This is a genomic window from Streptomyces sp. H39-C1 (assembly GCF_027158125.1).
Lineage (GTDB): Bacteria > Actinomycetota > Actinomycetes > Streptomycetales > Streptomycetaceae > Actinacidiphila > Actinacidiphila fildesensis.
The window spans coordinates 1-24,202 of sequence record NZ_JAPVLS010000065.1; the positions used below are offsets into that span (position 1 = coordinate 1).

The window sequence follows — 24,202 nt, forward strand, 5'->3', positions numbered from 1 at the left end:
CATGCCCTCATCGGCAAGGTGCCGCCGCCAACGAACACCGGGGCCACACCGACATGCGCTCGAATCTGTCGGCACACAGAATGCCCCAACTCACCGCCCACATCGGCATCTTGAGTGACTCTCAACAGCATGGCGGCCGGCGTCCAGTGGGCGATGATCGCGGGTTATGCGATGCGGCTCGTGGACGAGCCGCGCAAGGGCCGGGCGCTGGCCGTGTCGATGGCTGGCGTTCCCACCGCTCTGGCCCTGGGGGTGCCCGTGGGCACCTATGCGGGTGATCTGCTGGGCTGGCGCTACACCTTCGCGGTCATCGGCGCGCTGGCGGTCGTGGTAGCCGTGTGGATCAGCGGGGTGGTCACGCCGTTCCCCGGTGAGGATGCCGCCGGGCGGACTCCGCTGCGGCAGGTTTTCCTGCTGCCGGGCATCGGGGCGATCCTGGTGACGGCCCTGCTGTTCGAGATGGGCCACATGAACCTCTACACCTACATAGCGCCCTTCCTGCGACGAGCGGGATGGGGTGGTTCGGTGGGTCCGGTGCTGCTGGCTTTCGGTGCCGCCGCCATGGCGGGGCTCTTCGCTGCGGGCGTGTTCGTCGACAAGAACCCGCGCCGTGTGGCGCTGGGCACGTTGGGCCTGTTCACGGTGTCGATGGCGCTGTTGGCGGTGGGCGGCACACAACGGTGGCTCGTCGTGCTGGTGATGTTCGGCTGGGGTTTCGCTCTGGGGGTTGCGCCCACGATGCTGCAGGCGGCCGCGGCGAAGGCGGGCGGATCTGCTGCCGAGGTGGCGCAGGCCATGCTGGTCACCGTGCTGAACGCCGGCATGTCGCTGGGCTCGGTGGTCGGTGGGGTGGCGCTGGGGTGGAAAGGCGTGGCGGTGCTGCCGTGGGCCAGCCTGATCGTCTTCGTGATCGCGGTGGGCGTTGCGCTTGTGGCCCGCAAGCACGCGTTTCCTCCCTCGGATCCTCCCAGCAGTGCGTTCGCGGCAGCGTCGTCCGGCCCCGTGCGACAGGGCGAGTTGACGCGGTGAACGGCTTTTACCACGTGTGTTTCGTCGTTCCCGACCTCGAGGCGTCGATGGACGAGCTCACCCGCGCGGGCCATGTGCAGTGGCAGCCGCCGGCCGGCGGCCATCTGGCGGGCGTGGACTACCGCATCGCGTTCACCCGGGGCGGGCCGCCGTTCATCGAGCTGATCCAGGCCCCGCCCGGCGGGCCCTGGGGCGATACCCGGATGCCGCACTTTCATCACCTGGGCTTTTGGACGTCCAGCATCAGCGCCGGCAGCCAGCGGCTCCTCGATCAGGGATGTGCCGAGACCTTCTCGGGATGCCCCTACGGCCGCGCCTTCGCCTATCACCGGGTGGAGTCCGTCGGCGGCCACATCGAACTCGTGGACGCCGCCCAGCAGCCGGGATTCCAGGCTGCCTGGAATCCCGGCGGACCGCTCATGCCCGCCATCGACGAATCGAGTACCCCATGACTCCCGTCACCCTGATCACCGGTGGTGCCTCCGGTATCGGCGCGGCCACCGCCCGCCTCCTCATCCAGCAGGGACACAAGGTCGCCATCACCGGTCGGGACAGCGAACGGCTCGCAGCCTTCCGGGCACCGCACGACGGCGACAATCTGATGACGCTGCCCGGCGATACCTCCGAGCCGGCCGACGTCGACAGTGCCGTCCGGCTCACCCGGCAGACGTGGGGGCGGCTGGACAACGTCGTGGTCAATGCTGGCTTCTCCCTGCCGGGCACGTTGGGCGACCACACCCCCGAAGCCATGCGGATGATGGTGCTGACCAATGTCCTCGGCCCGGCGCTCATGGTGCGGGCCTGCGTCCCCTACCTGAAGGAGACCCGGGGCCGCATCCTGATCGTCGGCAGTGTCGCAGGCGTCAAGAACACCCCGGACAACCTCTACTCGGTCACCAAGTGGGCGGCTCACGCCTTGGCGGAGAACACCCGCCTGGGCGTCACGGAAGACGGCATCGGGGTGACCCTGCTGGCCCCGGGCAAGGTCGACACCCCCTTCTGGGACAACCGCGGCGGCACTCCGGAGGGGCCCGTGATGCGGGCCGAGGATGTCGCGGCCAGCATCCTGTTCGCCCTCTCCCAGCCTGAGGGCGTCGACATCAATCATCTGCAGATACGCCCCATCGGGCAGACCAACTGACATCGGATCCGACAGCTGGAGCAGGCTGTTCGTCGGGCAGCGGGTGCGGGACAGGCCCGAGCTCCGGCGGGCCCGTCGCTGCTGGAGAAGAAGCTCCCCAGCACACGTCATGCCCGGCCCGCGGTCGCCTGCGGTCCCCGTTCGGGCAGCGGGCGCCTGTCGCTGCCCGCCGTGTCTGGGCGCATCGCGCCGTACATCAGCTGTCGGGCATGGTCGGCGGCCTGCCGGGCAGCCCGATGTTCTGTATGACGCTCCTCGCAGAGGCGGCAGGGCGCGCCGACGGGCAACAAGGTGCCGTCCTCGCAGTCGGGTCGCGGGCAGTCCTGCTGCAGGAGTGCCGCGGCCAGCCAGGACGAGGGATTACGGATGGGCTGGTCCGCGGGAGCGTCCGTCCAGGGCCTGTAGCCGGGCGCGCTGCGCTCGGGTCCATTGCCCTGGTACCAGGTGCGGTTCATGCGGGAGATGACCTGCTGCATGCTGCGCGGGGGAATGCCGGCGGAGGGGTTACCGAGCAGTAGGTCGGCGACGGCGCGCCGTAGACCGACCCAAGGCACGGTGCCGGGTGTGCAGATCTCGGGTGGGATCGCGGCGATGACGGCGTCTGCGCCGGGCGGTAGACGCCGCTCCTGGGTGGGGATCAGCGGAGGTCGTCTCGTCGCCTTGTGCTGTCGTGGGCGCGGTGGGGCATCATCCCCGGCTCGGGGGGTTGGGTGCTCTGAACCACCTGTCACATGGCCTGCGGCGTCCGGGAGGGACGTTGAGCGGGAGGACTGGACGAGAGGACTGAGCGGGTGGATGCGTTGCTGCAGGTCATCCCGGGAGTCTGGGTTCGATATTTGACCAGGCGGGTCAGATATCTGCCCAGGCGGGTCAGATATTTGACCCGCCTGGGCCGGTGGTGACACGGTGACAGGGAGGTGGGGTGCAGGGAGCGGTTCCGGCGCGGAGGGCCGCCTGGGCGCTGTGGACGCCGCAGTGGCGCGAACGTCCGCCAGGAGCGCGAAGGCGTTGGGTGGTCCTTCATATCCCTCCAGGGGCCGGTCGTTGATCCGGATACGGAGGGCGCCAGTCGAGGCGGTGGCCCGTGAGGAGGTGGTGAGCGCGCCTCCGTCGGGAGTTGAGATGAGGCCCACCCCGGTCAGTTCCCGCAGCAGACTGCGGATCCGCGACAAGCTGGAGGGTTTGGGGCTTTCGCCGGGCATCACCGGCTTGGCGGGCAGCAGATGGCACAACTCGGCGAGGCTCAGCTTGCGGACGGATCCCCACTTCTCGATGACCAGCGCCCTCATGATCCAGTACAGGCGCACGGAGGAGTCGCGCAGATGCGGGCACAACGGGACCCAGTCCGAGGTGTTGGAGGTATAGAAACTGCCACCGAACGGTGCCGTCAGCTCCACCGGTGCGGTCATGGGCGCCGTCCCCATCAGGCCCCCCACCCCTGGCCGGCCGAAGCGGGCCTGGGCATTCGAGCAAGGTGCAGGCAGCGGCGGTCGCGCAGATTCGTCATAAACTTCCCCCGTTGAAGGCCACCGTGGAGCGGCCGGGAGGCACGGGCCGTTGCGCGCCGGACACCTCATCGTGTCGGGCGCCGGTCCGGCCCCGCGTGCGGCCGTCAACCCCGTTGGGCGGCTCGGTGCGTGTCGGTTCTCAAACAGTCCTTCGCTGACATATCGGCCAGTGACCCTGCCTCATCGTCGAGAGGATCACTCAAGTCCCACGCCGGGTAACGGCAGAGCCCGTTGCCCCCTGGCCCCGGTCAGGGCGTCGCCCTCTACCGGCGCATACGCGCCCCCATCCGCAGATGCGGCGCCGGCCCTGCTGGGTGCCGGCGGGCCGCTCGGTACATCGGTCACTGACCGGGTCCCCTGGTGACTGCTCACTAGGCGATCTCCCCTCAGGTCTCTTCGGGCATGTCATGGCGCGATACCTGGCCGAGATTGCTCTCCAGACGGCCCAGCAGGCGGCCCAGCAGGACATTGAGTCGGTCGAGTTCGGCGTCCGAGAACTCGTCAGTGAGCAGCTGGTGTTCTGCCGCGGTGCGCTGCTGGGTGGCTGCCCGCCAGCGCTCCTGTCCTTGGGCGGTGAGGCGCACGGGCCGACTGCGGCCGTCGGGGGCCGGACTGGGCTCGATGAGGCCGGCGCGGGTCAGACGGATCAGGCGCACGCTCATCGTGCCGGAGGTGATGTCCAGGCGGCGGGCGAGTTCGGTGGGTGAGGCCTGGTGGGGCGGGCCGGATCGCTGAAGTGCGGACAGCGCCGCCCAGTCGCCCGCGCTGAGGTCGTTGTCCTCGGCGATGCGCACCAGGAGGCGGTCGAAGATCCGGGCCAGGCGGCCGATGCGCTGGCGAGCGGCCTCGGTCCGCGGGTCAGTGCGGGGCATCTCCGCGATCCAGGACGCCAGTTCACCGGCGACGGAATCGTTCAGGGATGCAGCAGTGGGCTTCGGAGCCACCTTTGACACTCCTTGAGTCTCAAGATAATTTGCCTTGTGCCTCAAGATAATCATCCTTGAGACTCAAAGTGAAGTTACTTTGGGGCTCAAGGGAACGAGAGGAGGGATCCCCCGTGACGCAGCCCCGCACCTCAGCGCCCAAATCTCCTAAACTTCCCTGGTCAGCACTGGTGGCACTGGCCGTGGCCGCCTTCATCACGATGCTCACCGAAACCGTCCCCGCCGGTCTCCTGCCGCAGATCGGCGACGGCCTCGATGTCTCGCAGGCCACGGCCGGGCAACTGGTGACCGTGTACGCCGCCGGCTCCATGCTCGCCGCGATCCCGCTCACCGCACTGACCCGCAGCCGGCCCCGGCGCCCCGTCCTGATCGCCACGATCCTCGTCGTCGCCCTCGTCAATGCCCTCACCGCGCTCTCCCCGTTCTTCGCCCTGACGTTCGCTGGTCGGCTCATCGCCGGCCTGGGAGCCGGTCTGCAGTGGGCCATGCTCGCCGGATACGCGATGCGCCTGGTCCCGGAGGCCAGCAAAGGGCGGGCCCTGGCCGTCTCCATGAGCGGCGTCCCCATCGCGCTCGCCCTCGGCGTGCCGCTCGGTACCGCTCTGGGCACCGGTGTCGGCTGGCGCACCACCTTCGCCGCGATGGCCGGCGCCGGCCTGCTCATCGCCCTGTGGATCCGCGTTGGTGTCCCCGCCGTCAGCGGGGAGGCCGCGCACGAACGCATCGCGCTGCGCCGCGTCCTGACCCGCCCCGGCCTGCCCGTCGTCCTTCTCATGGCCTTCGCCTTCGAAGTCGGCCATATGAACCTCTACACCTACATCGCCTCCTTCCTGGACTCCTCGGGCCTGCAGCAGCGCGTGGATGCGGTGCTGTTCCTCTTCGGGATCGCCGCCATCGCCGGGTTGTGGCTGACGGGACTGTTCATCGACCGGCACCTGCGCGCCGTGGTTCTGGCCGCCTTCGCCACCTTCGCCGCCTCGATGGCCTTGCTGGCCACGGCCGGCTCCCACCCCGGTGTCGCGCTCCCCGCGGTCGCCGCGTGGGGCCTGGCCCTGGGCGCGGCCCCCACCATGCTCCAGACCGCCTCCGCGAGGCTGGCCGGACCTGCTGTGGAAGTCGCCCAGTCCATGCTGGTGACCATGCTCAATGCGGGGATGACCGCTGGCCCCCTGCTGGGCGGCGCCCTGTACGCGGCCACCGGCACCCGTGCCCTGGCCTGGACGAGCCTGGGGATCTTCCTGGCCGTCCTGCTCACCGCCACCACCACCGCCCGGCGGGCGCTGCCCAGGACCCACGTCGGCGCCGGCGAACCAGCACCCGCGCAGGACCCCGTGACGGCCTCGGCCGCCCGCTGATCCCCCGACGCGAACACCCCACCGCCCGCACCTGAAAGAGGGTTCCGCTCATGCCCACTTCCGCTCCTTACCTCCCCTCCGGCGGGTCACCATCCGGCAACCGGGTCTGGCTCATCACCGGCGCCAGCACCGGACTGGGTCGCGCGCTGGCCGAGGAAGTGATCGCGGCCGGCGACCGTCTGATCGCCACCGCGCGCGACGTCACCGCGGTGAAGGACCTGGCAGAATCCGCACCCGACCAGGTCCAGGCGCTGCCCCTGGACGTCACCGACCCCGCCGGCATTCGCGCGGCGGTCGCTGCTGCGACCAGCACGTTCGGGCAGATCGATGTGCTGGTCAACAACGCCGGCTTCGCCTACCGCGGCGCGCTGGAAGAGATCAGCGACACCGAAGTGCGCGCCCAGTTCGACACCAACGTCTTCGGGCTCCTCGACGTCACTCGCGCCGTCCTGCCCGGCATGCGGGCCCGGCGCTCGGGAACCATCGTGCAGATCTCCTCCGTGGGAGGGGTCACCGCCACCGTCGGCGGAACCGCCTACGCCGGCACGAAGTTCGCCCTCGAAGGGCTCTCCGAGGGACTGGCTGCCGAGGTCGCCCACCTCGGTATCCGCGTCGTCATCGCTGAACCCGGTCCCTTCCGCACCGACTTCACCGGCAGGTCCGTCCGCTGGGCGAGCCAGCCCATCGACGACTACCGCTCCGTCCTCGAGCCAGCCCGCAAGCAGTTCACGGCGATGCACGGCAACCAGCCCGGTGACCCGCACCGTGCGGCCCGGGCCATCATCGCGGCCACCCGGATGGACTCCCCTCCCCTGCGGCTGCCCCTGGGCGCCAACGCCGTCGACCGTATCCGCACCACCCTGCAACAGCGCCTGAAGGACATCGACGACGTCGAACCGCTCGGGCGCCCCGCCGACTACCTGGACTGACACGCACCCGCCGGAGAAACAGCCCGGCCCACAGCCACATCTGGCGCTCATCGCCCGCACCCCCGCTCGGGGCGATGAGCGCCAGGTGTGCCCCACCCGTCAACACCTCCGCCTCGCCTCTGCACGGCAGGGCCGAACGCGAGCACGAGCAGCGGACTGCGACCAGCAGCGGGCCCGGGAGACGAACGTGAACACCCTCGAATACGACCCGTTCACCGGACACCCAGGAGCCGTCTGGCACGAAGCCCAGAGCATCTCCCGACGCAGGCTCACCACCCTGCGCGAGATCGGCGAGTTCCGCGGACAGGTCTACGCACTTTTGTTCGACAGCGCTCCGTGCCGCCTGGCGCGGCCCCACGCTGGCGACGTCCTCTTCACCGCTCGCCATTCCGATACCGCGACCACGTTGAGCGCCGCCATCCGATGCACCAACCCGCGGTGCATCTCTTCCCTCGCCCCGTAGGGCGGTTGCAGAAGGCAACGGCGCCCTGTCATGGCACGGCCCCGGACAAGCCCTGAACGATATGACGCTAGTGGCTCCCTGGATCAACGGTGCGGACGATCCAAACCCCAGGCAGTTGGTGTTGGCTTGTCCCAGCCCCCGTACGCAATCGACGCGCAAGCGCACGGCACCACGGTGGTCAGCCACACACTCCCCACGCTCAGGCGCCAGCCGTCCAAGCCATCGAGACCTCCGTAGGTCGACTCACGGAACTCCCAGAGCGTGCTTGTTCTGGTGGGTAGAACGATCCGTAGTGGGCCTTAGCTTCAAAGACGACTCACGTCGTCTGTCAGCATTTCGGGAGAGTTATTCCCATCTCCCGCATCGCGTCAGAGGGCGGTCCGCCTTCGGATCGCTCGGTTTTGTATCCCTTGGTGCGAGCCGCCAGGGTCCGGGGATCGACCGCTTCGGAGGGGGCGCCGGAGGCGTATAGCCCGTCGGGTTGCTGGTCGCGGTCGTGGGGCAGGAGCCAGAACACGCGGCGCAGGAAGGTGCCGGATTGGCGTGAGGCCCTCGCGCTGGGTCCCAGGACGGCGTAGCCGACCATGCGTCCGTCGCGGTGGTAGGGGGGTTTTCCGCCGCGGGTGGTGAGGCGGTCGAGGGTTTGGCGGACGTATTCGAGGTGGGTGGTGTCTTCGAGCCAGACGAGGGTGGTTTCGTGAGCGATCTGTTCTGGGTCGATGAGGGCGCTCACGGGGTCTCCTCGGTGGGGTGTTCGACGATGAGGCCGATGCCGGGGTAGTACTTGCGCTGGTTGGAGGTGACCATTTCCTTGGGGGACATCAGGCCGGTGACCTCGCGGATCCGGGCGGCGAATTTGCGCGCGGAGACGGGGTTGGTTCCTTCGAAGTGGCACCAGTGTTGGTAGGCGGCGTAGAGGCTGGCTTGTTCGGCGCGCATGCCGCGGTCGAGTTTGCAGGCTTCGCTGATGAAGCGGCCGGTGTGGTCTTCGGTTTCGGCGTAGGCGGTGGTGGCGACGCGTACGCGTTCGGGGCCGGCCAGATCTTTGTGGCCGGTGAGGTAGGCGCGGGCGCCGGTGATGAGCCAGGCCAGGATGCCGGGGCCTTCTTCGGAGACTAGGACGTCGGCGAGGTTGTCGACCTTGCGGTCGTCGGAGACGACGCGTTCGAAGGGGATTAGGCGCATGCGGCGCCAGAAGGCGAAGCCGCCGGTGCCGACTTCGGGGCGGTGGTTGCCCAGTAGCCACAGTTTGTGGGTGGGTGCGAAGGAGAAGAAGTCCTGGCGCATGCGTCGGGCTTTGATGCGGTCGCCGCCGGTGAGGAGTTTGACGCGGGCTTCGTCGAAGCGGTCGCCGGCTTTGAGTTCGGAGCAGACGATGACGCGGCGTCCGTGGAGTTCGGCAAGGTCGGTGGGGTGGCCGTCGAAGGTCTTGGCCATGAGGAAGCCGGGCGGGGCGGCGTCGGCGTAGTCCCCGAGCAGTTTGATCATGACGTCCAGCAGAACGCTCTTGCCGTTCTTGCCGAGCCCGTAGAGGAACGGCATGATCTGCGCGCCGACGTCCCCGGTGACGGAGTAGCCCAGCAGCAAGTGTAGGAATTCGATCATCGCGTGGCCGTCGGCGTCGTTGCCGAAGGTGTCGGTGAGGAAGAGGTCCCAGCGCGGGGTGGGCATGGTGGCGGGGGCCAGGGAGGTCGAGCGGGAGTGGTAGTGCTTGGCCGGGTCGGGCGCGCTGAGTTGGCCGGTGTGCAGGTCGACGACGCCGCCGGGGGTACACAGGGCGTAGGGGTCGGCGTCGAGCATCGCGGCGTTCAGGACCATGCCGGGTGCGGATTTGGCCTGTAGGAGCATGGCGTTCATGCCGGAGGTGGACAGGGCGCGGCGGCGGTGGCGGCGCAGGTCCGTGGGGGTGTGGAGGTTGCGGGAGTCGGTGGTGGCGATGGCTTCGGCCATCTCGCCGGCTGCCCACAGCACGGTGTCGTCCTCGTCGATCTGCCAGCGATAACCGTCCCATTTGTACCAGCCCAGGCCGGGCACGTGCCGGTAGTCGCGCCCGTAGAGCGCGACGAACAGCTTGGCGTTCCCGCGGTCGGTGAGGGTGTCGGGCAGCAGGCCTTCCTGGGTCGCGGTCGGCGCGGGTGAGGCGGCGCTCTGCGCGGGGACAGTGCTCTGTGGCTGCGCCAGGATCTGCTGCGCGACGGCGCTGGGGTCGAACAGGCCCTCGGGAGGGGAGGGGTTCACGTACGGCCTCCGGGGTGGAGGGGGCGGCGGGCTCCGGCGTTCATGCCGCTGCGGATGATCGGGATGCAGCGCCCGTCCTGGCCTGGGCGTGCTGTTCGTGCGGTCTGCAGGAGGGTGCGTTCGGCGTCTTCTGCGGTGAGGCGGCCGCTGGCGACCAGGCCGCCGGCTGTGAAGGCTGCGCGGTTGAGTTTCTCGGAGAAGGCGGCCCCTTCGGGCGTGGTGGCGCAGGCGGCGACGTCGGCCAGCACGGTGGCCAGGGTGCGGGTGGCTGCGTCGCGGCCGCCGCCGGCAGCTGCGACGGCTTGCCGCCCGCGTTGCGGCACGACACGGGTAGCTGGGGGGCGGGTCAGGGGGGTCTCCAGATGGCCGGTGCGCGTGAGCTCGTGCGCGAGCCAGTCGGGCAGCGGAGCGGGCGTACGGCAGGAACCGAGGGGCGTGTAGGTGCCGGCGTCAGTGCGGGTCCCTGGGGCGACGATGTATCCGCCGTGCGCCCGGATATCGACCTGCCAGGCCAGCGCACGGTTGGTGCCCGATCCGGAGGAGCACAGCCACCGGCGGCCGGGCCCGGCCTGGTACCACAGGTGGAGGCCTCCCGAGGGGGTCTGTACCCGCAGGGTGTTGGCATCTTCGGCGGGATCCGGTGCGCCGCGCATGGCTGCGAGCAGTGCCAGGGTGTGGAAGCCGGTGGCGAGCCCGGTCAGGTCGATAGAGGGGTGGATCGGGATACCCGGCAGGACCCGGTCGCGGTGGGGCGCGTCCTTGGTATGGGCGTCGATGTCGATGACCACCACGCCCGCAGGGCCACACGCGACTCCGACGCCGAAACGATGCTGCGGCGCCCACCACATGTCGATGCGCTCAGGGTCCAGCGTTGCGGCGTGAAAGCCGTGGCACCAGCGGCCGGCTGCTAGGCACGGACAGCCCTCTTGCGTGTGCCCGCGGGTCTTGCACGCCTCGCAGTTGCCTGCGGGGGTCTTACGGCCGGGGGCCAGCGGGTGGACCGGCCAGTGCGTCTGGGCGCACCAGCGGGCGATCGCCAGAGCGTTGGGGGCAGCCTGTTGACCGTCGCGACCGGAGTGTGTCACCGCCACGAGGTCCTTTCTGATCCGGCGTCTGCTTCTTCCGCGCGGCCCGCAGGGCTAGCGTCCGCGCTCGGTCGCTGAGGTATATCTGCAGGCCAAGGGGCTCTTTACCGTCTCGTTAGCGACCGAAGCGACCCAAGTTCCCAATGTGGCAAACACACTAGCCGAATGGGCGGTAGGTAGTCGGCAGGACGGTCATCTGTGCGGCGCCGATGAGGCAAGAGCGACCCAACGGCGCGGTTTTCTCACCTGGCTGAAGTGATCAAAAGGCCAGGTCAGTGCCCTATCGGGAGACTGCCAGCGACTGAAGCGACCCAAGTTCGACAAGACACGCCGACAACAACACCAGCATCGCAACAGCGATGCCACAGCGACTCAACCCGTTCAGTCGCTGCTCCTGTGATCTGAATGAAGTCCCAGGTCATAGACCTATGACTAACCACGTAGCGACCGAAGCGACTCAAGTTCCGTATCTATGACACGCACACGCACACGCGGGAATGTCGGCATAGTTCCAAGGTTGGGTCGCTTCGGTCGCTGCCTCTTCCAGTTGGCAGGCCCTGACCTGGTGTTTTTCGCAGCCTAGGAAACAGCGACTGAAGGTATTGGGTCGCTGGACCGTGGGTCGCTACCTAAGGGCGTTCGTCGAAGCGGGCCAACCGTAGGTGGCACGGTGCTGACCGCGGTGGGGTCAGCACCAGGGTGCGGCGCCGTTCCCATGTCCACAGGGCCGCACGCGCTCCCGGGGAGGGGCGCGCGGTGCCAGGGTCGGTATCACCTGGGGAACCGTCTTGTTCTGGTCCTCTAGAACAGGCGGTGACTGTTCCCGCGAGTGCGTACATCGTTCCCCTGGAGGGGAAAGCCGCAGGTAGCAGGCGTAGCGAGCAGCGTGGTCACGGGCGCTGTACGCAGCAGGTGTGCATAGATCTCGCTCGGAACATCGCAGATCTGCGATGTTATGCAGCCGACACGACGGGGAGTAATAGTCAAGAGTTGTGGGTGCGGTCTTCCCGCTGGGTTGCGGTGATCTCGGCTGCGGCGAGGCGGGCTTCCTCGCGCACGTCCGTGTCGGGATGGTTCAGGAAGGGCTCGATCAGGGGCTGGGCTTGGGAGGCGTGCGTGGCGCCGAGGATGTAGATGACATGGGCGAGGAGCGCGTTGCCCATGGTCGGCATGGCGGGGGCCAGCGGTTCGACGAGGTCCACGGGCAGCCTGTGGTTGTTGAACGCTTCGCTGATCGAGTTCAGGGCGGACTCGCGGACCTTGGTCACGGCTTCGTTGACCGTCAGGCTGACGAGGCGTCCGACGAGCAGGCGCGCGGTGCACTCGTCGAGGGCGCCGCTGCGTAGGAGGTCCCCGAGGGCAGCGGCGGCGACGTCGCGCCGGTCCGGGTCGCGGTCGGTGAGTCCTTCCAGCGCGGTGAGCATGTCCTTCATGCGGCACCCGCCTCGGACCGCTCGACCAGGAGGCCGTTCCCGAACGTGGCGCCGGCGCGGACGAGGGCGACCAGGTGGGCGTCAGTGATCGCGCACCATCGGTCCTGGGCGGACTCGACGAGCTTGAAGACCATGGCCAGGGCGGCGGCGGGGCTGCCGGCGCCTCGGGCGACCTTGGTGCGGAGCTTGACGGTGGAGAACGTGGACTCGATGGGGTTGGTGGTGCGCAGGTGGATCCAGTGCTCGGCCGGGAAGTCGTAGAACGCCAGGAGCGCGTCCCGGTCGTCGGTGATCTTCGCGGCAGCCTTGGGCCACTAGGTGCGGTAGGTCCTGGCGAACGCTTAGATGGCCTTCTCGGCGTGGATGCGGTCCTCGGCGTTGTATATCTCCTGCAGGGCCTTCGTCGCGCCCGACTGTGCGGACTTCGGCAGGGCGTTCGCGATATTTCTGGCTTTGTGGACCCAGCAGCGCTGATGGCGGGCGGCGGGGAACACTTCGGCCAGGGCCTTCCACAGGCCCATCGCACCGTCACCAACCACCAACTCCGGGTCGCGCATGCCACGCCGGCGGCAGTCGCGCAGCAGGTCGGCCCACGACTCGGTCGACTCCCGCAGGCCTTCCGCGATGGCGATCAACTCCTTGGTCCCGTCGACGCGCACCCCGAGCAGGACCAGCACGCACGAGTGCGCCTGCCCAAGCCTGACCTTGGGGTGGACCCCGTCGGCCCACACGTAGACGAAGTCGCGGTCCGACAGGTCCCGGTCCTGGAAGTCTGTGTGGTCATCGCCCCACTGCTTCTGTCGGCTCATCGAGGGCCTTCAGGCCGCTGTGGGCGAGTGTGGCGAGCCGGCGGGTGATCAGCTCCGTGATCTCGCCTGTACGGCTGGAGACGGCGATCAGGGCGCGCTGGGACAGGCCGTAGTCGAGCGGCTGCGATCAGGCTGGTGTCTCGCGTGCGGGACGTCCCGGAGCCGGCGGTGACCGCGTCGTGGATCGCGGCCAGGGCGCGGGCGACGTCCAGCAGCCGGTACGCCTGCGCGCGGCTGATGCCGAACTCCGCGTCGCAGTACGTCTCCCAGCTGTCGTGCCCGAGGGGGAGCCAGACCCGGGCGGCGTGCGCGTCGCGAACCCGGGCAGCGAGGACCGCCACGGAGCGCCGGACATCGTCCATCGCCCCGCGCAGCCCGGCCGTCATCTCCCGGGCACAGGCCGCGGTGAGCGGTGGCCGCGCCGGTTCGGCGCCGTGCTCCTGGTCCTCGGTGTGCTCGCCCACGACTCCATCGTCCTTCGGAACAAAGGACGCCGCCAGGGCGTACGGAAGCGCGGTGCGCGAGCTCCGCCTCACACCTCACAGCTTCATAGATCACCCCGCCCACCTGGAGAAACGGCCTGTGAGCCTTCTAGACCTACAGCGTGACACCGCGGGGCGCACGGGTCTGTCACGCTGATCCGCGACGGCGGGCGCGGGTCCCACCACACGATGCGAGGGGGTCTGGTGGTGGGGATCGAGCGGGAGCCGGCGGAGGTCCGGATACCCAAGACGGCGCTGGACGCCTTCGCCGCGGCGCTGAGCGTGCGCACGGTGGCGATGCGGACCTGGCCCGACGGCATTGAGTGGATGTACCCGGTGGGCACGTGGGATGAGGCGCATCTGGAGGTGGCGCTCATGCCCGGCGGCGAGGAGGTGTGGCTGCGGATGTCCACCGACCGCTCCAGCGTCGCGGTGTGGACCATCGAGCAGTGGTGGGCCTTCGCCGGCGAGCTGCCCGGCGCGGTGCCGCCGCAGGTCTGAGTGCTCAGACCAGTGGCTCTGTCTAACTGGGGGTTCCGCCTCCGGCAGGGTCCGCTATGCCACGTCACGGCAACGGCGGTCATGTGCCTTCGCCTGCTTCGCCGCCGTCGCTGGTAGACGGCGGCACCCATTGCTCACGACCCCGCTGACCTGCCGGGCCCTTGGCGCCGTTGATGAACGCAGCAACCTCGGGCACCCGCTCCGCGCTTACCTTGTCCAGTGCCTTGGACAGCAGCAGATACCGCCCCACCGTTCTACATATGTAGAACACTAGCCATGCGAACGTCACCAGCAACGATGCCCACCATGGCCATCCAGATGTCACACCTTCCACCACCCCCATCACCACGCCCGCGCCCGGTTTTGAGTGATATCGCGGACGGTGATGGTTCCAGCGACAACGATGACGACGGCTGAGCCGACGAGAACTGGGGCGACGCCGCCGACGGTCACGGCGACGATGAAGGCGGCTCCGGCGACAAGAAACCCGGCAAGAGACGCGGCCAGTAGGGCTTCATCGCTGACCTCACCGTCGTCGATCTCGGGGTTGCTCCTGTCGGGGAGGAGAGCGCCATAGGCAAGAAGGATCGCGGCGGCGGCGACAAAGGTGCCGCCGACGGCAGCTCCGAATCCGAGGCCGACAGCGGCGCCCACGCCGACAACAGCTCCGGCGGCAGCTCCAAGGCCGGAGCTCAAACTGACAGCTGTGGCGAAGATGGTGGCGACGACGGCGGCGCGGAGGAAGAAGTTGAGGAACGGCTGATCTTTCTTGGAGCGAACTGTGGACCGCGCCGGGTTGGCGGGCGCACGTCGCGTGGCGCGAGCGTGAAGGAACAGGCTCCCAGCGAACTGCAGTGTTTTGATTGCGCGCAACAGCTGGAGACGTGTGCCGGGGTCGTGGGCCACGGCCTCGGCCTCGGCGGACCACTCTTGTTCTCTGTCGGCCTGTTCGTCGCCGGGCAGCGCGCGGCAGGCCGTGCGGATTACGCGCTCGGCCAGACGCAAGGCCAGCCTTGAGCCGGCAGGGATGGTCATCCGATGCAGCCGGTCGCGGGCCGTGCGGTGCCGGGCTGAGCGATCCCGCGCTCCATGGACTGTTGGGCGAGCTCCACGCGGGCCACGCGGATGCCCTCGCCAGTGAGTTGGTAGTACTTCCGGGGCCGCTGGCTCTCCTTGGTCGGGGTTTCCCACTGCGAGGTCACCACCCCCTCGGTCTCCAGGCGGGTCAGGATCGGGTACAGCGTGCCGCTGGCCAGTTTGGCGGCCTTCATCAGCGAGTACCCATACTGCGGGGCAGCGGTGTCCTCCAGGAAGACCCGCAGCACCCTCTCCAGTTGTGGTGTCAGCTTCAGGTTCATACTCCTACTCTACATATGTTGGGCGACATATGTAGAGTACGTGCGCAGCGCCCTGTCCCCGCCAACTCGAATGGCGGGGGCGGGGCGCAGTACGCGTTCCGGGGTGGCTCAGCCGAGCCAGACGAGGTCCAAGACGGTCAGGCGCCGTATCGGCCGTACCGCGCTTGCGCCACGGCCCTTGTGGCCTGCGGATTCGCTTCGGCTCACCCCTAGCGCCCACAATTCGGCCATGTCAGACACTTTCTGGGTCGCTCTCGGCTCAATCGGCGCCACCGCGGGCTTCTTTGCCATCGCGTGGCAGGCGTATCTCGCACGGGCCGACGGGAAGGTCAACCGGCTCATAGCCGCCGACACGATCCGGGCTCGCCTGGACTCGCAGGCGCCGACCGTGAGGGTCACCCTCTCCCCGCCGACCTGGCCTCCGCTCTCCGCTCCCTCGATGGGGGGAATGCCCGTTAGCGCGTGGCCCCACGACCAGCTGTGGCACTTCCCGGCGCAGCAGGACGGGTCCAACCGGATCTACCTTCAGCAGCAACTCACGGTCACCAACGCGAGTGACCGGCGGGTCCAGATTCAATTCGATGGAGACCTGATCAAGGCCGGTACTGACGGCCGCACCTACCCGGCGGGCAAGTTCATCCTGGAACCCGAATCAGAAGGTGTGGAAGTCCACCTGCAGAAGCACTTCACGATCAAGGAGCTCTCGGAGAACTACTTCGCGCGCCAGGACGACCAGGAACTCCCCCACCGGGTCACCGGCACGGTCACTGTCGACGATGACAGGGACAACGGCAGCACCGACCAGTGGGACCTGGTTCTCACCGGCTGCCCGGTCGAACCCGTTGAGGACCGCGACGGACTGTGGCGCGTCGCGCTGCCCCACCTCACGGAAGGCAGCGGGCTGCGGACCCTGGACTTCCAGGTGCTGGCGCCCCGCCGGCGCACCCACTGGATCTCCCGCACCAAGAACATCCCGCTGCCGAGCCCCGAGATCGGCAACCTCCTGCGTGGCTGACCACAGGTGCCTGCTTGGAGCTCCGTCTCATATCCTCGGGCAGAGCGGCGCTGCCGGCCCGGGCAACGCCGCTTTGCCCGACTACGCGAGCACAGCGTGCCGGGTGGTCATGACCAGGCACGCCGTTGCGATGCCGGCGATGGGACCGGCGACGGCAAGGGCAGTTAGTGACGCCCTCGGGATAAATCACCGGCCGTGCCCTTGAGCCGCCGGTATGGTCCCGGCATGGACTCGCCGGTCACGTTCGATCGCCTCTACGAAGGAGCCAGGCGCTTTGCCCGCCTGGCCATGGAAGCCCATGCCGAGGAGGACCAGGAGGTCTTCTTGTTGCATGCCGGCGTCAGTGTGGAGCGCTTGGCGAAGGCGGCGTTGGCCCGCGTTCATCTTACCCTGCTTACCGAGGTGAACGGCAAGGACGACATGTTGCTTCATTTCGCTGGAGCGCTGTCCACACCGCCAGCCCGTCTGAGGACCATCGGCGCGTCGACGGCGATCGGTCGGCTGCGGAAGATGGACGTCCTCCCGCAGAAGCAGAAATCCAGCAGCGAAGCTGACGACCTGGACGGTCTGATTGAGCTACGCCCGGGTGCAGCTCGCCTCGGAACAGGCAAAACTGGCGGCACATGCTCACCCAACTCCCCGACCTCACGCACCATCGAGAACCCCTCAGCGGCGACCGCCGACGGCTGGCCGTCGGTGCCTACATCTGGACCCGGGTCACCGAAGGCGAACCCGATTACGCGCCCTGCCCGCCGCACATCGCCCCGGACCCCCAACTCCGCGCCGTCTGGACCCGGGAACGACACAACGTGTTCCACTGGCTCCGCAAAGCGGACCACCAGCCCTACTACGGCGCCCTCAAGCCACTGCTCGAAGACCACGCCGAGCACCTGGCCAAGGAGATCGACAGACGCTGAGCCTGAGCGTGGTGGGCAAGGTCAGGACCGCGCGGTCCGGAACGCCAGATACCGGCTGAAGGCTTCATGGCTGTCGGGGGTGAAGCGCCACTCCAGCAGGGCCGACCGCAGCTCCGGCTCGGTCAGCCAGCCATGCCAGGCGACCTCATCGGGATCGGGGACCACGGCGTCCGGCACCACGGCTTCGTGCACGCCGAGCCAGTGAGGGCTCAAGCCACTGCGGTTGATGAACGTGAACAGCAGGCGCGGCAGCGCACGGATGCCCAGCTCTTCGGCCAGCTCCCTCGCGGCGGCCTGTTCATAGGACTCGCCGACATTTGCGGCGCCACCGACCTCGACCTCATAGAGCCCGGGGAAGCGCGATACCTGCTCCGACCGTCGGTGGACGAGGATCCGTCCACGCTCATCACGACACACCGTCACGGCGACTCGGTGCAGCCAACCCTCCTGGATGGCCTGCCGGCGGCTGACCACCATCCCCAGCACACGATCTTGATCGTCGACACGCTCCACCAGTTCATCCACGACGCACACCCTGGCAGAGCCCACTGACATTGACGCTTCCCTGAGCCCACAGAGGCCGACCCAGGAGAACTAGAACTGGGAGGCCAGACACGGATGACCACAGTTGCGACCTGTCGCGCTCAGGCTCAACCGCCCACAACACCGTCGGTGAAAACCAGCCTGCCTATGTGACAACTATCGTGCTTCGGCTCATCACCACCTGAGCCGCAGCACGCTGGTTGTCACCAGAGGGCTGGTTCAGGCTGCGCGTTTCAAACTGCGCAGCAAGCCACCTGTCACCAGAGAGGCACGCTACTTGTCATCACAGCGGCTCCGCAGCTGTGATGACACCCGTCATGTCCCGGCGGGCCTACGACCGCTGAGGGTGATCCTCACTTGATGGTTGTGCTCGGCATGCCAGAGGACCTCGCCACTGACGTGGGCACCGACCTGGGGCAGTTCAGCGTCATGCGGCATCGTCGTAATCTCGGCCAGGCCGACCGCGTCTTGGACACCGTCGATGCGCAGGAAGACGCCGAAGGGCTGGCGACCGATGACTTCGCCGGTCACCTGCGTTCCCACAGGAAGCGCCTCGCACGTCACTGGCCAGGCGGCCTGAGCCCTCGCGCCGACCTCGATGCCGTCGTCGGGCAAGGAGTACTCATTCATCCCCGAGATCTTCCCTTCAGCGCCTCTGAACGGCGAACGTGACAACAAGCGTGCCTTTGTGACAACTATCGTGCCTCGGCTCAGGCCGGAAATTCGACGGTCATGCTTTCGCTCCTATTCAGTAATCCAGATCCAGGTAATCAATGTCATTGATTTCCACGTCCGACAGTCCCATAGCGCGGCCGCCTCCGTCCTGGAAATACACTTCTTTGAACCCTTCGGCGATGATCCCACGCATCTCCTGGTCGCTGGCCCCCGTATCGCGGGCGTCGAACAGGCGTTGCGCGTATGTCGCGGGGAGACGGACGGTGAGGCGGCGGAAGCGTCCGTCGTCGGTCGAGCCGACCGAGGCGGTGTACCCGAAGCGGGCCCGGGTCTCCACCGTGATCCCGCCCGTAGCGGCGGCTTGCTTGCGCCGGCGCTTGCGGACCTGGGGCTGCCAGCGGGAGCGGACGGCACCGTCGATCTTCGCGGTGATGTCCTTCGGCGGGTGCTTGCGCTCGCCCTTGCGGTAGCGCTCCACCGATCGCTGGCTGACTCCGAGCTCCGCTGCGACGGCCTTGGTCGTCTTGAGCTGCTTCATCAGGTAGTTGATGCGGCCCTGCAGCGTCTTGGGCGGCTCCCGGGTGAAGGCTTCCCGGTCGGCGCGCTCGATGGCGTCCTCGATCTCCCCCATAGCCCTACTCTCCTTCGTCCAGGACGGCGTCGCCGCCCTTGATGTGGCTGGCCGGGTTGAAGCCCTTCTCCATCACCTCGACCGCCCACAACATCGTCTGGACGCCCTCCAGCTTCGCCAGGCCCGGGGTGGGCCCGAGGCGGAAACCGCCGGGCTGCGGCTTGCCGGACGCGGCGTAGGGCAGGAAGTCCAGCGGTGAGGCGCTGGGGGTCGGGTAGACGACGCAGTCGGACAGCACCGCGAGCGGGAACAGGCCGGTCATCTTCGCCATGTTGGCCAGCTTGCGGTGCATGTTGACCCGGGCCTTGCTAATGACGGCGGCGCGGATGTCGGGGCGCCAGGTGGGGCGCTGCATGGCCGGCCACGGCTCGCCGTCCTTGTGGCCCTTGCCCTGCGGGTTCTCGAACAGCTTGCCGATGCCTCCCTTGATGGTGCCCTTGATCGCGGCGAGCACGGCGGTCAGCGCCGGGTCGACCTGCTTGTGTCGCTCCATCGCCGTCAGGAACTCCGCATCGGTCAGGTCCTTGGTGACGCCCATGTCGGCGAGGGTGTCGATGTACGCGGTCTTGAGCCGGTCGTGCCACGGGTCCAGGTATGCGCCGGTCTCCCGTCGCAGGTATGCCTCCAGGGGGGCGACGTTGTAGCCGAGCTCCTGGGCGTAGGCGACGGTGTGCGTCTGGTACCAGGCAGGTCCCGTCGGGCGCTCGCCGGTCGGTGTGAACGGCGAGGGCAGGCGCGGGTCGATCTCCACATGGGACAGGTCGATCAGCCAGGACCCGGGGATCTTCGGGTTGAACGTCGGGTGCACGAAGTGCACCGGCTCCGACAAGCCGACCGTGAGCCGGGCCGCGGCCGCGAGGAAGGCGGTGTTCAGGTCCAGGCCCACCGCGTAGGGGCGCATGCACTCCTCATCGGTGAGCGACTCCACCGACCGCACCCACCGGTACGCCTCCTCCTGGAGGAAGCCGCCCTTCCACCCGATGCTAAAGACCGCGGGGTGTTCGATCTGACCTTCCGGCGGCGCCGGGTCCATCGGCTGCGTGCCCAAGCTGCCCGGGTTGTGGCCGGACACCCAATTGCCGGTCTCCTCATCACGCACCGGCCGAGTGGGCGGGCGCAGCGCCGTCATCAGCTCCAGGCCGGAAACTGCGGTGCTGCCGCGCGGGGTACTGACCCGCTGGGCGTAGATGCCCAACACCTGAGCGATGTCGGCCGGCTCCATGTCCGCCACCCCCGGCCAGGACCGCTCATCAAGGGCGTCCCAGGGCAGGATCGCGAGCTGCACACACTGGCGCTGAGAACCGGTCGCCTTGCGGTAGATGCGCGCCCACGGCCCGAACCCGCGCTGCGTGAGCTGCCACTTCGCCTTGATGACCTGCTTGACGACCGGGTGGTCCTCCTCCAGACGCAGGCCCCGACGGTCCTGAAGACGCTCGGGAAGCCCGAGCTGCACAGCGGCCGCGGCGGTCAGCACGATCAGCGGGTCAGAGTCCTTGCCATTGCGGTGCAGCTTCGGCGCACCAAGGCCCGCCTCGCGCAACGTCCACTCCACCAGCTCCACCACGGTGGTCGCCGGGCAGTCCAGCACGATCCCGTCGACGCCGTACGCGGAACCGTCACCATCGAGGACAGCGAGCGGCCCGTGCGGGAACCGCGGGTCGCTCGCGGGCTTCGCGGCCCTCTTCGCAGCCGGGCGGCGGGACGACGTCGCCGGGCGCGCGGCCGGACGCTCCGGCGAGACCGGGACGGCGGGTACCTCCACCGGTACGACGGGCTCCACCTCGGGCGCGGCCGGGCCGGTGAACGTCTCCTTCGCCGGCTGCGGCGCGGCGGCCGGTGCTGAAGCAGCGGCGGGAGCTCCGTGCGCGGGGTACTTCGCCGCCCAACCCTTCAGCAGCCGCTGGTACGCCGTCAGCCGCGGCTCCTTCGGCTCGGACCGGCCGTTCTCCCAGTTCTTGATGGACTGCGTCGACGTCTTGAGCGCGACCGCGAGACGGGCCTGAGTGATGCCGGCCGCCTCCCGCAGCCGGGCCCGCTCCGCCGGAGGCGGGAGCTGCGGCTCCTCCTCCAGCAGGGCGTCGATGTTCGCGAACAGCTCTTCCTCAGATGCCATAACTGTCTACCTCCGCCCAGAACCCTAGCAGCACTTTCCCTCAAATTTAACCTGATTCTTTAACCCATTCGAGAGTTCGTCTGCTGACGACTACACATCCATAGCTGTTAGCAGGTATTCTGCCAGGGTCGCCGAGAGGAGCCCAAGTGCCCACCGTGAGCCTTCACTTCGACTCGTCCTTCCTGGCCAAGCTGACTGCGGCCGCCCCGGACGAGACCATCCACATCACCCTGTCCATCGACACAGCCTCACCGCTCAGCACGTCACCCCCTGAGGATTCGCTCGCCGGTCAAGCGGTGGCGCCGCAGGGGCCGCTGGCCGAGTTGCTGCTCCAGGGTCTGCTGCAGCCCGGGGAGGTGCTGTCTTTCCAGCAACGACGGGCAGGCCGACAGGCCACGGCTACGGTGACGGCTGAGGGCCGGCTGATTGTCGAAGGCCATCCCACGCCCTACACCTCGCCGTCGAAGGCTGCGATTGCGGTCACCAAAAGCCCTATCAACGGCTGGACGCTGTGGCGCACCGCGGACGGCCGCACCCTCGATGCGCTGCGCAACCAGTTGCAGCAGGAGTGATCAGTCCGCTCACGGGCACAGCCGTCAACGGCTTGTCCCGGTCCCCACCTCGTTAGGCCGCAACCGTCATTTTCCCGTGGAGGAGTACGTGAGCTCGCCGTTCCACCCCCTTCTCCCGGCCCCGGGTCCGGGAGCAACCGTGGACCTGGCCGGCGACCAGGTCCAAAGGGACCTCGCAGCAGCGCTCCTTCCGGGCGCTGCTCGGGGCGCGGTATCCCAGGTGCGGCCCGTGGCGGTCGTTCTGCCTGACGAGGAGCATCGGCACATCCTCACCACGGTGATCCTGCCGACGTGGGCGAAGGACGCGGCCCCTCAGAAGCGGCCCGTTGCGGTCTTCGTGGCCGGCCCGCCCGGAAGCGGCAAGACGGAGGTTGCCGACCTGGTGCACGAGGCCTTGAGCCGACGCGGCGGTGCGGTCCGCATCAGCAGCGACCTGTACAAGACCTGCCACCCCGGGTACGCCGCGCTGCTGGTGACGGACGACCGCAAGGCCGGGATCGCGGTCCGGCCCGATACGCGCCGCTGGCAGGCCGAGGTCGAACTGCACGCCCGGCAGAACCGGTTCGACGTCGTCGTGGAAACAGCGCTGGCCGATCCCCCGGAAGCCTTCCGGGCCACCGCGCTCACCTACCGGCAGGCCGGGTACCGCATCGAGGTGGCGGTGGTGGCCACCGCGGAGGCGTGGAGCCTGCTGGGAGCCGTCGACCGCTACCTCCACGAAGGGCGCTACGTCTCGTGGGAGAACCTCCGCGGCTGCTCCCACCGCATGCTGGACACGCTGGCCACGATTGACGCCGAGCACCTGGCCGACCGCATGACGGTGCTGCGGCGAGGAGCCGAACTGCTCTACGCCAACGAACTCATCGACGGCGCCTGGACCGGCCAGGCCCGCTCAGCCCAGACCGTTGCAGCAGAACAGGGACGGCCCTGGCAGGCATCGGAGACCGCACGGTTCCGCCACAGCCTGTCGAGCACTGAACAGCGCCTTCACGATGAGCAGGTCCCCCAGGGGCGGCGCCTGGTGGTGCGCGCGGACACCGAGCGGGCTTTCGCCCTGGCCGAGCCAGTGCGCCGGATCGCCCAGCCCACCGCGCAGCCGCCCGGCATCGACTACCACCGGCTGTCCGCCGACGAGCACCAGTGGATCTTCGACGAACTGATCGTGCCGACCCTGCTACCTGACATCACCGCCCAGGAACAGCCCATTGCGACCTACGTGATGGGCCAACCGGGCGCGAGCAAGACCCAGGCGGCCAACCTGGTCCAGCGGGCCATGCGGGGTCGCCCCACCCGCATCACGGGCGACAGCTTCAAGGCGATGCACCCGGACTACTACCAGTTGCTGATCGACCAACCCCGGAACGCGGGAGCCGCGATCCGCGCCGACTACCGGGCATGGGTGGCTGAAGCTGAGGCCTACGTCCGCTCCCGGCGCGGGGATGTGATCATCGAGCTCGCCCCGGGCCACGCCGATGATCTCCTGCAGGGTGCCGCCGCTTTCCATGCGGCCGGTTACCGCGTGGACCTGGTGGTGCTGGCGGTGCGGGCGGCCGACAGCCGGCAGGCCACCGCCCACCGCTACGCCGCCGCGCAGCAGATCGGGGTTTCCACCCGGTTCACCTCCGCAGCCGGTCACGACACGTGCTTCGCCGCGGTCACCGCGGCGGTGCGCGGCGCCGAGAACCATCCGGCCATCTCCTCGATGCTGGTCCTCAGCAGGGACGGCCAGACCCTGACTCACCTCGACCAAACCATCACCGACCCCGGCGCTGCCGTTGCGACCGGTACGGCAGCGCGGGCGCTGGCAGCGGAACAGAGACGTTTGTACACCGGACCGGAGGCGGCCCGGTTCCTGACCCGGCAGCGCGCCCTGCACGCCGCGCTGCCCCAGCACCGCACGGAACTGCCCGCCATCGCCGCGCTGGCCCGCCCGCTGTTCCCCGACCACCTGCTGCCCCGGCGGATCTCCCTCTCACGGTCCGTACCGGCGTTGCCGGCCTGCCGGATGGCCCGCGCCTACTGACCTTTCAGGTCGTCGTGCAGTTGCGCGTAGTAACCCGCGAGCCGGGCCACCTCACGGGGTTCAGCATCCGGCAGCCGCTGCTGATCGGCCAACGCGGCCCGCCGGGCCGCCATCAGCTCTTCCACCCGCTCCGCGTCCGGCACCGGCGTGCGGCGCTCCGTCATCAACTGCGCGGTGTACCAGCTCACCACCTGCTGGATCGCGTCCCACGCGCGCTGCTCTTGTCCGGCTCCCGGGCCGGCGAGCGCGGAGAAATCCGGGGGTCCTTGCGGGTCTACCGGGTCGGACATGGCAACCACCTTCGGATCGGGGCAATGGGGGCCATTGTCTGATGGCCTACAGTCCCTTCCCCCACCGGCACTGCCGCAAGGGTGCCGGTCAGAGCCCGGGAATCAGCCGCAGCGGCGCCCGCCTTCAGGGATGCTTCCCCAAGAGGCT

Annotated in this window: 26 protein-coding genes and 1 pseudogene; 11 read left to right on the forward strand and 16 right to left on the reverse strand. The window is 68.6% G+C overall.

What is annotated here, in order from left to right; genetic code table 11:
* Window positions 1-129: 129 nt before the first annotated feature.
* Genes O3W51_RS33140 through O3W51_RS33150 form a run of 3 tightly spaced genes read left to right on the forward strand, consistent with a single transcriptional unit; the run spans window position 130 to window position 2,170 of the window.
* Window positions 130-1,029 (forward strand): MFS transporter, encoded by a 900-nt coding sequence (locus O3W51_RS33140; RefSeq protein ID WP_269288099.1) that lies wholly within the window; start codon window positions 130-132, stop codon window positions 1,027-1,029.
* Window positions 1,026-1,481 carry a VOC family protein gene (locus tag O3W51_RS33145; protein ID WP_269288101.1) on the forward strand — a complete coding sequence of 152 codons (456 nt, stop codon included), beginning with the start codon at window positions 1,026-1,028 and terminating at the stop codon, window positions 1,479-1,481. Before O3W51_RS33140 ends, O3W51_RS33145 begins: the two co-directional genes overlap by 4 nt.
* On the forward strand, window positions 1,478-2,170 hold the full coding sequence (locus tag O3W51_RS33150; protein WP_269288103.1) for an SDR family oxidoreductase: 693 nt from the start codon (window positions 1,478-1,480) through the stop codon (window positions 2,168-2,170). Before O3W51_RS33145 ends, O3W51_RS33150 begins: the two co-directional genes overlap by 4 nt.
* 107 nt (window positions 2,171-2,277) lie before the next feature.
* Here O3W51_RS33150 and O3W51_RS33155 read toward each other — a convergent pair whose 3' ends face one another.
* A complete protein-coding gene (locus tag O3W51_RS33155; RefSeq protein WP_269288105.1) occupies window positions 2,278-2,724 on the reverse strand; it encodes a hypothetical protein in 447 nt (148 codons plus the stop codon).
* Window positions 2,725-4,064: 1,340 nt separating this feature from the next.
* The gene (locus tag O3W51_RS33160) at window positions 4,065-4,622 is read right to left on the reverse strand and encodes a MarR family winged helix-turn-helix transcriptional regulator (RefSeq protein ID WP_269288107.1); all 558 of its coding nucleotides are present in this window, start codon (window positions 4,620-4,622) and stop codon (window positions 4,065-4,067) included.
* Between the two features lie 113 nt (window positions 4,623-4,735).
* Here O3W51_RS33160 and O3W51_RS33165 point away from each other — a divergent pair, with 113 nt between their 5' ends.
* From O3W51_RS33165 to O3W51_RS33175, 3 genes are all read left to right on the forward strand, one after another.
* The gene (locus O3W51_RS33165; protein WP_269288109.1) at window positions 4,736-5,977 is read left to right on the forward strand and encodes an MFS transporter; all 1,242 of its coding nucleotides are present in this window, start codon (window positions 4,736-4,738) and stop codon (window positions 5,975-5,977) included.
* 50 nt (window positions 5,978-6,027) lie between these two features.
* Window positions 6,028-6,906 carry an oxidoreductase gene (locus O3W51_RS33170; RefSeq protein WP_269288111.1) on the forward strand — a complete coding sequence of 293 codons (879 nt, stop codon included), beginning with the start codon at window positions 6,028-6,030 and terminating at the stop codon, window positions 6,904-6,906.
* A 187-nt stretch (window positions 6,907-7,093) separates the two neighbouring features.
* Window positions 7,094-7,369, forward strand: a complete 276-nt coding sequence (locus tag O3W51_RS33175) for a hypothetical protein (RefSeq protein WP_269288113.1) — start codon at window positions 7,094-7,096, stop codon at window positions 7,367-7,369.
* 328 nt (window positions 7,370-7,697) lie between these two features.
* Here O3W51_RS33175 and O3W51_RS33180 read toward each other — a convergent pair whose 3' ends face one another.
* From O3W51_RS33180 to O3W51_RS33205, 6 genes and pseudogenes are all read right to left on the reverse strand, one after another.
* Entirely contained in the window at window positions 7,698-8,102 is a 405-nt protein-coding gene (locus O3W51_RS33180) for a DUF6009 family protein (protein WP_269288115.1), read from the reverse strand.
* Window positions 8,099-9,607, reverse strand: a complete 1,509-nt coding sequence (locus tag O3W51_RS33185; protein WP_269288118.1) for a DNA primase family protein — start codon at window positions 9,605-9,607, stop codon at window positions 8,099-8,101. The genes O3W51_RS33180 and O3W51_RS33185 overlap by 4 nt, the downstream gene beginning before the upstream one ends.
* Entirely contained in the window at window positions 9,604-10,641 is a 1,038-nt protein-coding gene (locus O3W51_RS33190; protein ID WP_269288186.1) for a bifunctional DNA primase/polymerase, read from the reverse strand. Before O3W51_RS33190 ends, O3W51_RS33185 begins: the two co-directional genes overlap by 4 nt.
* A 1,034-nt stretch (window positions 10,642-11,675) precedes the next feature.
* Window positions 11,676-12,125, reverse strand: a complete 450-nt coding sequence (locus O3W51_RS33195; protein ID WP_269288120.1) for a hypothetical protein — start codon at window positions 12,123-12,125, stop codon at window positions 11,676-11,678.
* Window positions 12,122-12,919: pseudogene (locus O3W51_RS33200) on the reverse strand (IS256 family transposase); the annotation flags it as partial. The pseudogene O3W51_RS33200 and the gene O3W51_RS33195, both read right to left, overlap by 4 nt.
* Before the next feature lie 11 nt (window positions 12,920-12,930).
* Window positions 12,931-13,398 carry a hypothetical protein gene (locus O3W51_RS33205; protein WP_269288122.1) on the reverse strand — a complete coding sequence of 156 codons (468 nt, stop codon included), beginning with the start codon at window positions 13,396-13,398 and terminating at the stop codon, window positions 12,931-12,933.
* A gap of 222 nt (window positions 13,399-13,620) precedes the next feature.
* Here O3W51_RS33205 and O3W51_RS33210 point away from each other — a divergent pair, with 222 nt between their 5' ends.
* The gene (locus O3W51_RS33210; protein ID WP_269288124.1) at window positions 13,621-13,917 is read left to right on the forward strand and encodes a hypothetical protein; all 297 of its coding nucleotides are present in this window, start codon (window positions 13,621-13,623) and stop codon (window positions 13,915-13,917) included.
* Window positions 13,918-13,996: 79 nt separating this feature from the next.
* Here the strand turns inward: O3W51_RS33210 and O3W51_RS33215 are convergent, their stop codons facing one another.
* The 3 genes from O3W51_RS33215 to O3W51_RS33225 are packed head-to-tail and all read right to left on the reverse strand — an operon-like array spanning window position 13,997 to window position 15,275.
* Window positions 13,997-14,212, reverse strand: coding sequence for a hypothetical protein (locus tag O3W51_RS33215; RefSeq protein ID WP_269288126.1), 216 nt, complete (start codon window positions 14,210-14,212; stop codon window positions 13,997-13,999).
* A gap of 47 nt (window positions 14,213-14,259) precedes the next feature.
* The gene (locus tag O3W51_RS33220; protein WP_269288128.1) at window positions 14,260-14,952 is read right to left on the reverse strand and encodes a hypothetical protein; all 693 of its coding nucleotides are present in this window, start codon (window positions 14,950-14,952) and stop codon (window positions 14,260-14,262) included.
* Entirely contained in the window at window positions 14,949-15,275 is a 327-nt protein-coding gene (locus tag O3W51_RS33225; RefSeq protein WP_269288130.1) for a PadR family transcriptional regulator, read from the reverse strand. Before O3W51_RS33225 ends, O3W51_RS33220 begins: the two co-directional genes overlap by 4 nt.
* Window positions 15,276-15,504: 229 nt before the next feature.
* On the opposite strand from O3W51_RS33225, the gene O3W51_RS33230 reads away from it, so the two are divergent.
* Together O3W51_RS33230 and O3W51_RS33235 are read left to right on the forward strand one after the other, a co-directional pair.
* Window positions 15,505-16,290 (forward strand): hypothetical protein, encoded by a 786-nt coding sequence (locus tag O3W51_RS33230; protein WP_269288132.1) that lies wholly within the window; start codon window positions 15,505-15,507, stop codon window positions 16,288-16,290.
* Window positions 16,291-16,913: 623 nt separating this feature from the next.
* A complete protein-coding gene (locus tag O3W51_RS33235; RefSeq protein WP_269288134.1) occupies window positions 16,914-17,207 on the forward strand; it encodes a hypothetical protein in 294 nt (97 codons plus the stop codon).
* Between the two features lie 21 nt (window positions 17,208-17,228).
* On the opposite strand, the gene O3W51_RS33240 is transcribed toward O3W51_RS33235, so the two are convergent.
* The 4 genes from O3W51_RS33240 to tap form a co-directional block, all read right to left on the reverse strand.
* The gene (locus O3W51_RS33240) at window positions 17,229-17,762 is read right to left on the reverse strand and encodes an NUDIX hydrolase (RefSeq protein ID WP_269288136.1); all 534 of its coding nucleotides are present in this window, start codon (window positions 17,760-17,762) and stop codon (window positions 17,229-17,231) included.
* 303 nt (window positions 17,763-18,065) lie between these two features.
* Window positions 18,066-18,365, reverse strand: a complete 300-nt coding sequence (locus O3W51_RS33245; RefSeq protein WP_269288138.1) for a hypothetical protein — start codon at window positions 18,363-18,365, stop codon at window positions 18,066-18,068.
* 133 nt (window positions 18,366-18,498) lie between these two features.
* Window positions 18,499-19,056, reverse strand: a complete 558-nt coding sequence (gene tpg / locus O3W51_RS33250; RefSeq protein ID WP_269288140.1) for a telomere-protecting terminal protein Tpg — start codon at window positions 19,054-19,056, stop codon at window positions 18,499-18,501.
* Window positions 19,057-19,060: 4 nt separating this feature from the next.
* Window positions 19,061-21,169 carry a telomere-associated protein Tap gene (gene tap / locus O3W51_RS33255; RefSeq protein WP_269288141.1) on the reverse strand — a complete coding sequence of 703 codons (2,109 nt, stop codon included), beginning with the start codon at window positions 21,167-21,169 and terminating at the stop codon, window positions 19,061-19,063.
* Between the two features lie 146 nt (window positions 21,170-21,315).
* Here tap and O3W51_RS33260 point away from each other — a divergent pair, with 146 nt between their 5' ends.
* Both O3W51_RS33260 and O3W51_RS33265 read left to right on the forward strand, forming a co-directional pair.
* Complete coding sequence (locus O3W51_RS33260; protein WP_269288142.1) at window positions 21,316-21,741, forward strand: DUF4357 domain-containing protein; 426 nt, start codon at window positions 21,316-21,318, stop codon at window positions 21,739-21,741.
* A 229-nt stretch (window positions 21,742-21,970) separates the two neighbouring features.
* The gene (locus tag O3W51_RS33265; RefSeq protein WP_269288143.1) at window positions 21,971-23,764 is read left to right on the forward strand and encodes a zeta toxin family protein; all 1,794 of its coding nucleotides are present in this window, start codon (window positions 21,971-21,973) and stop codon (window positions 23,762-23,764) included.
* Here O3W51_RS33265 and O3W51_RS33270 read toward each other — a convergent pair.
* Window positions 23,758-24,054, reverse strand: a complete 297-nt coding sequence (locus tag O3W51_RS33270) for a hypothetical protein (RefSeq protein WP_269288145.1) — start codon at window positions 24,052-24,054, stop codon at window positions 23,758-23,760. The two genes, O3W51_RS33265 and O3W51_RS33270, sit on opposite strands and share 7 nt — an antisense overlap.
* Window positions 24,055-24,202: the final 148 nt, after the last annotated feature.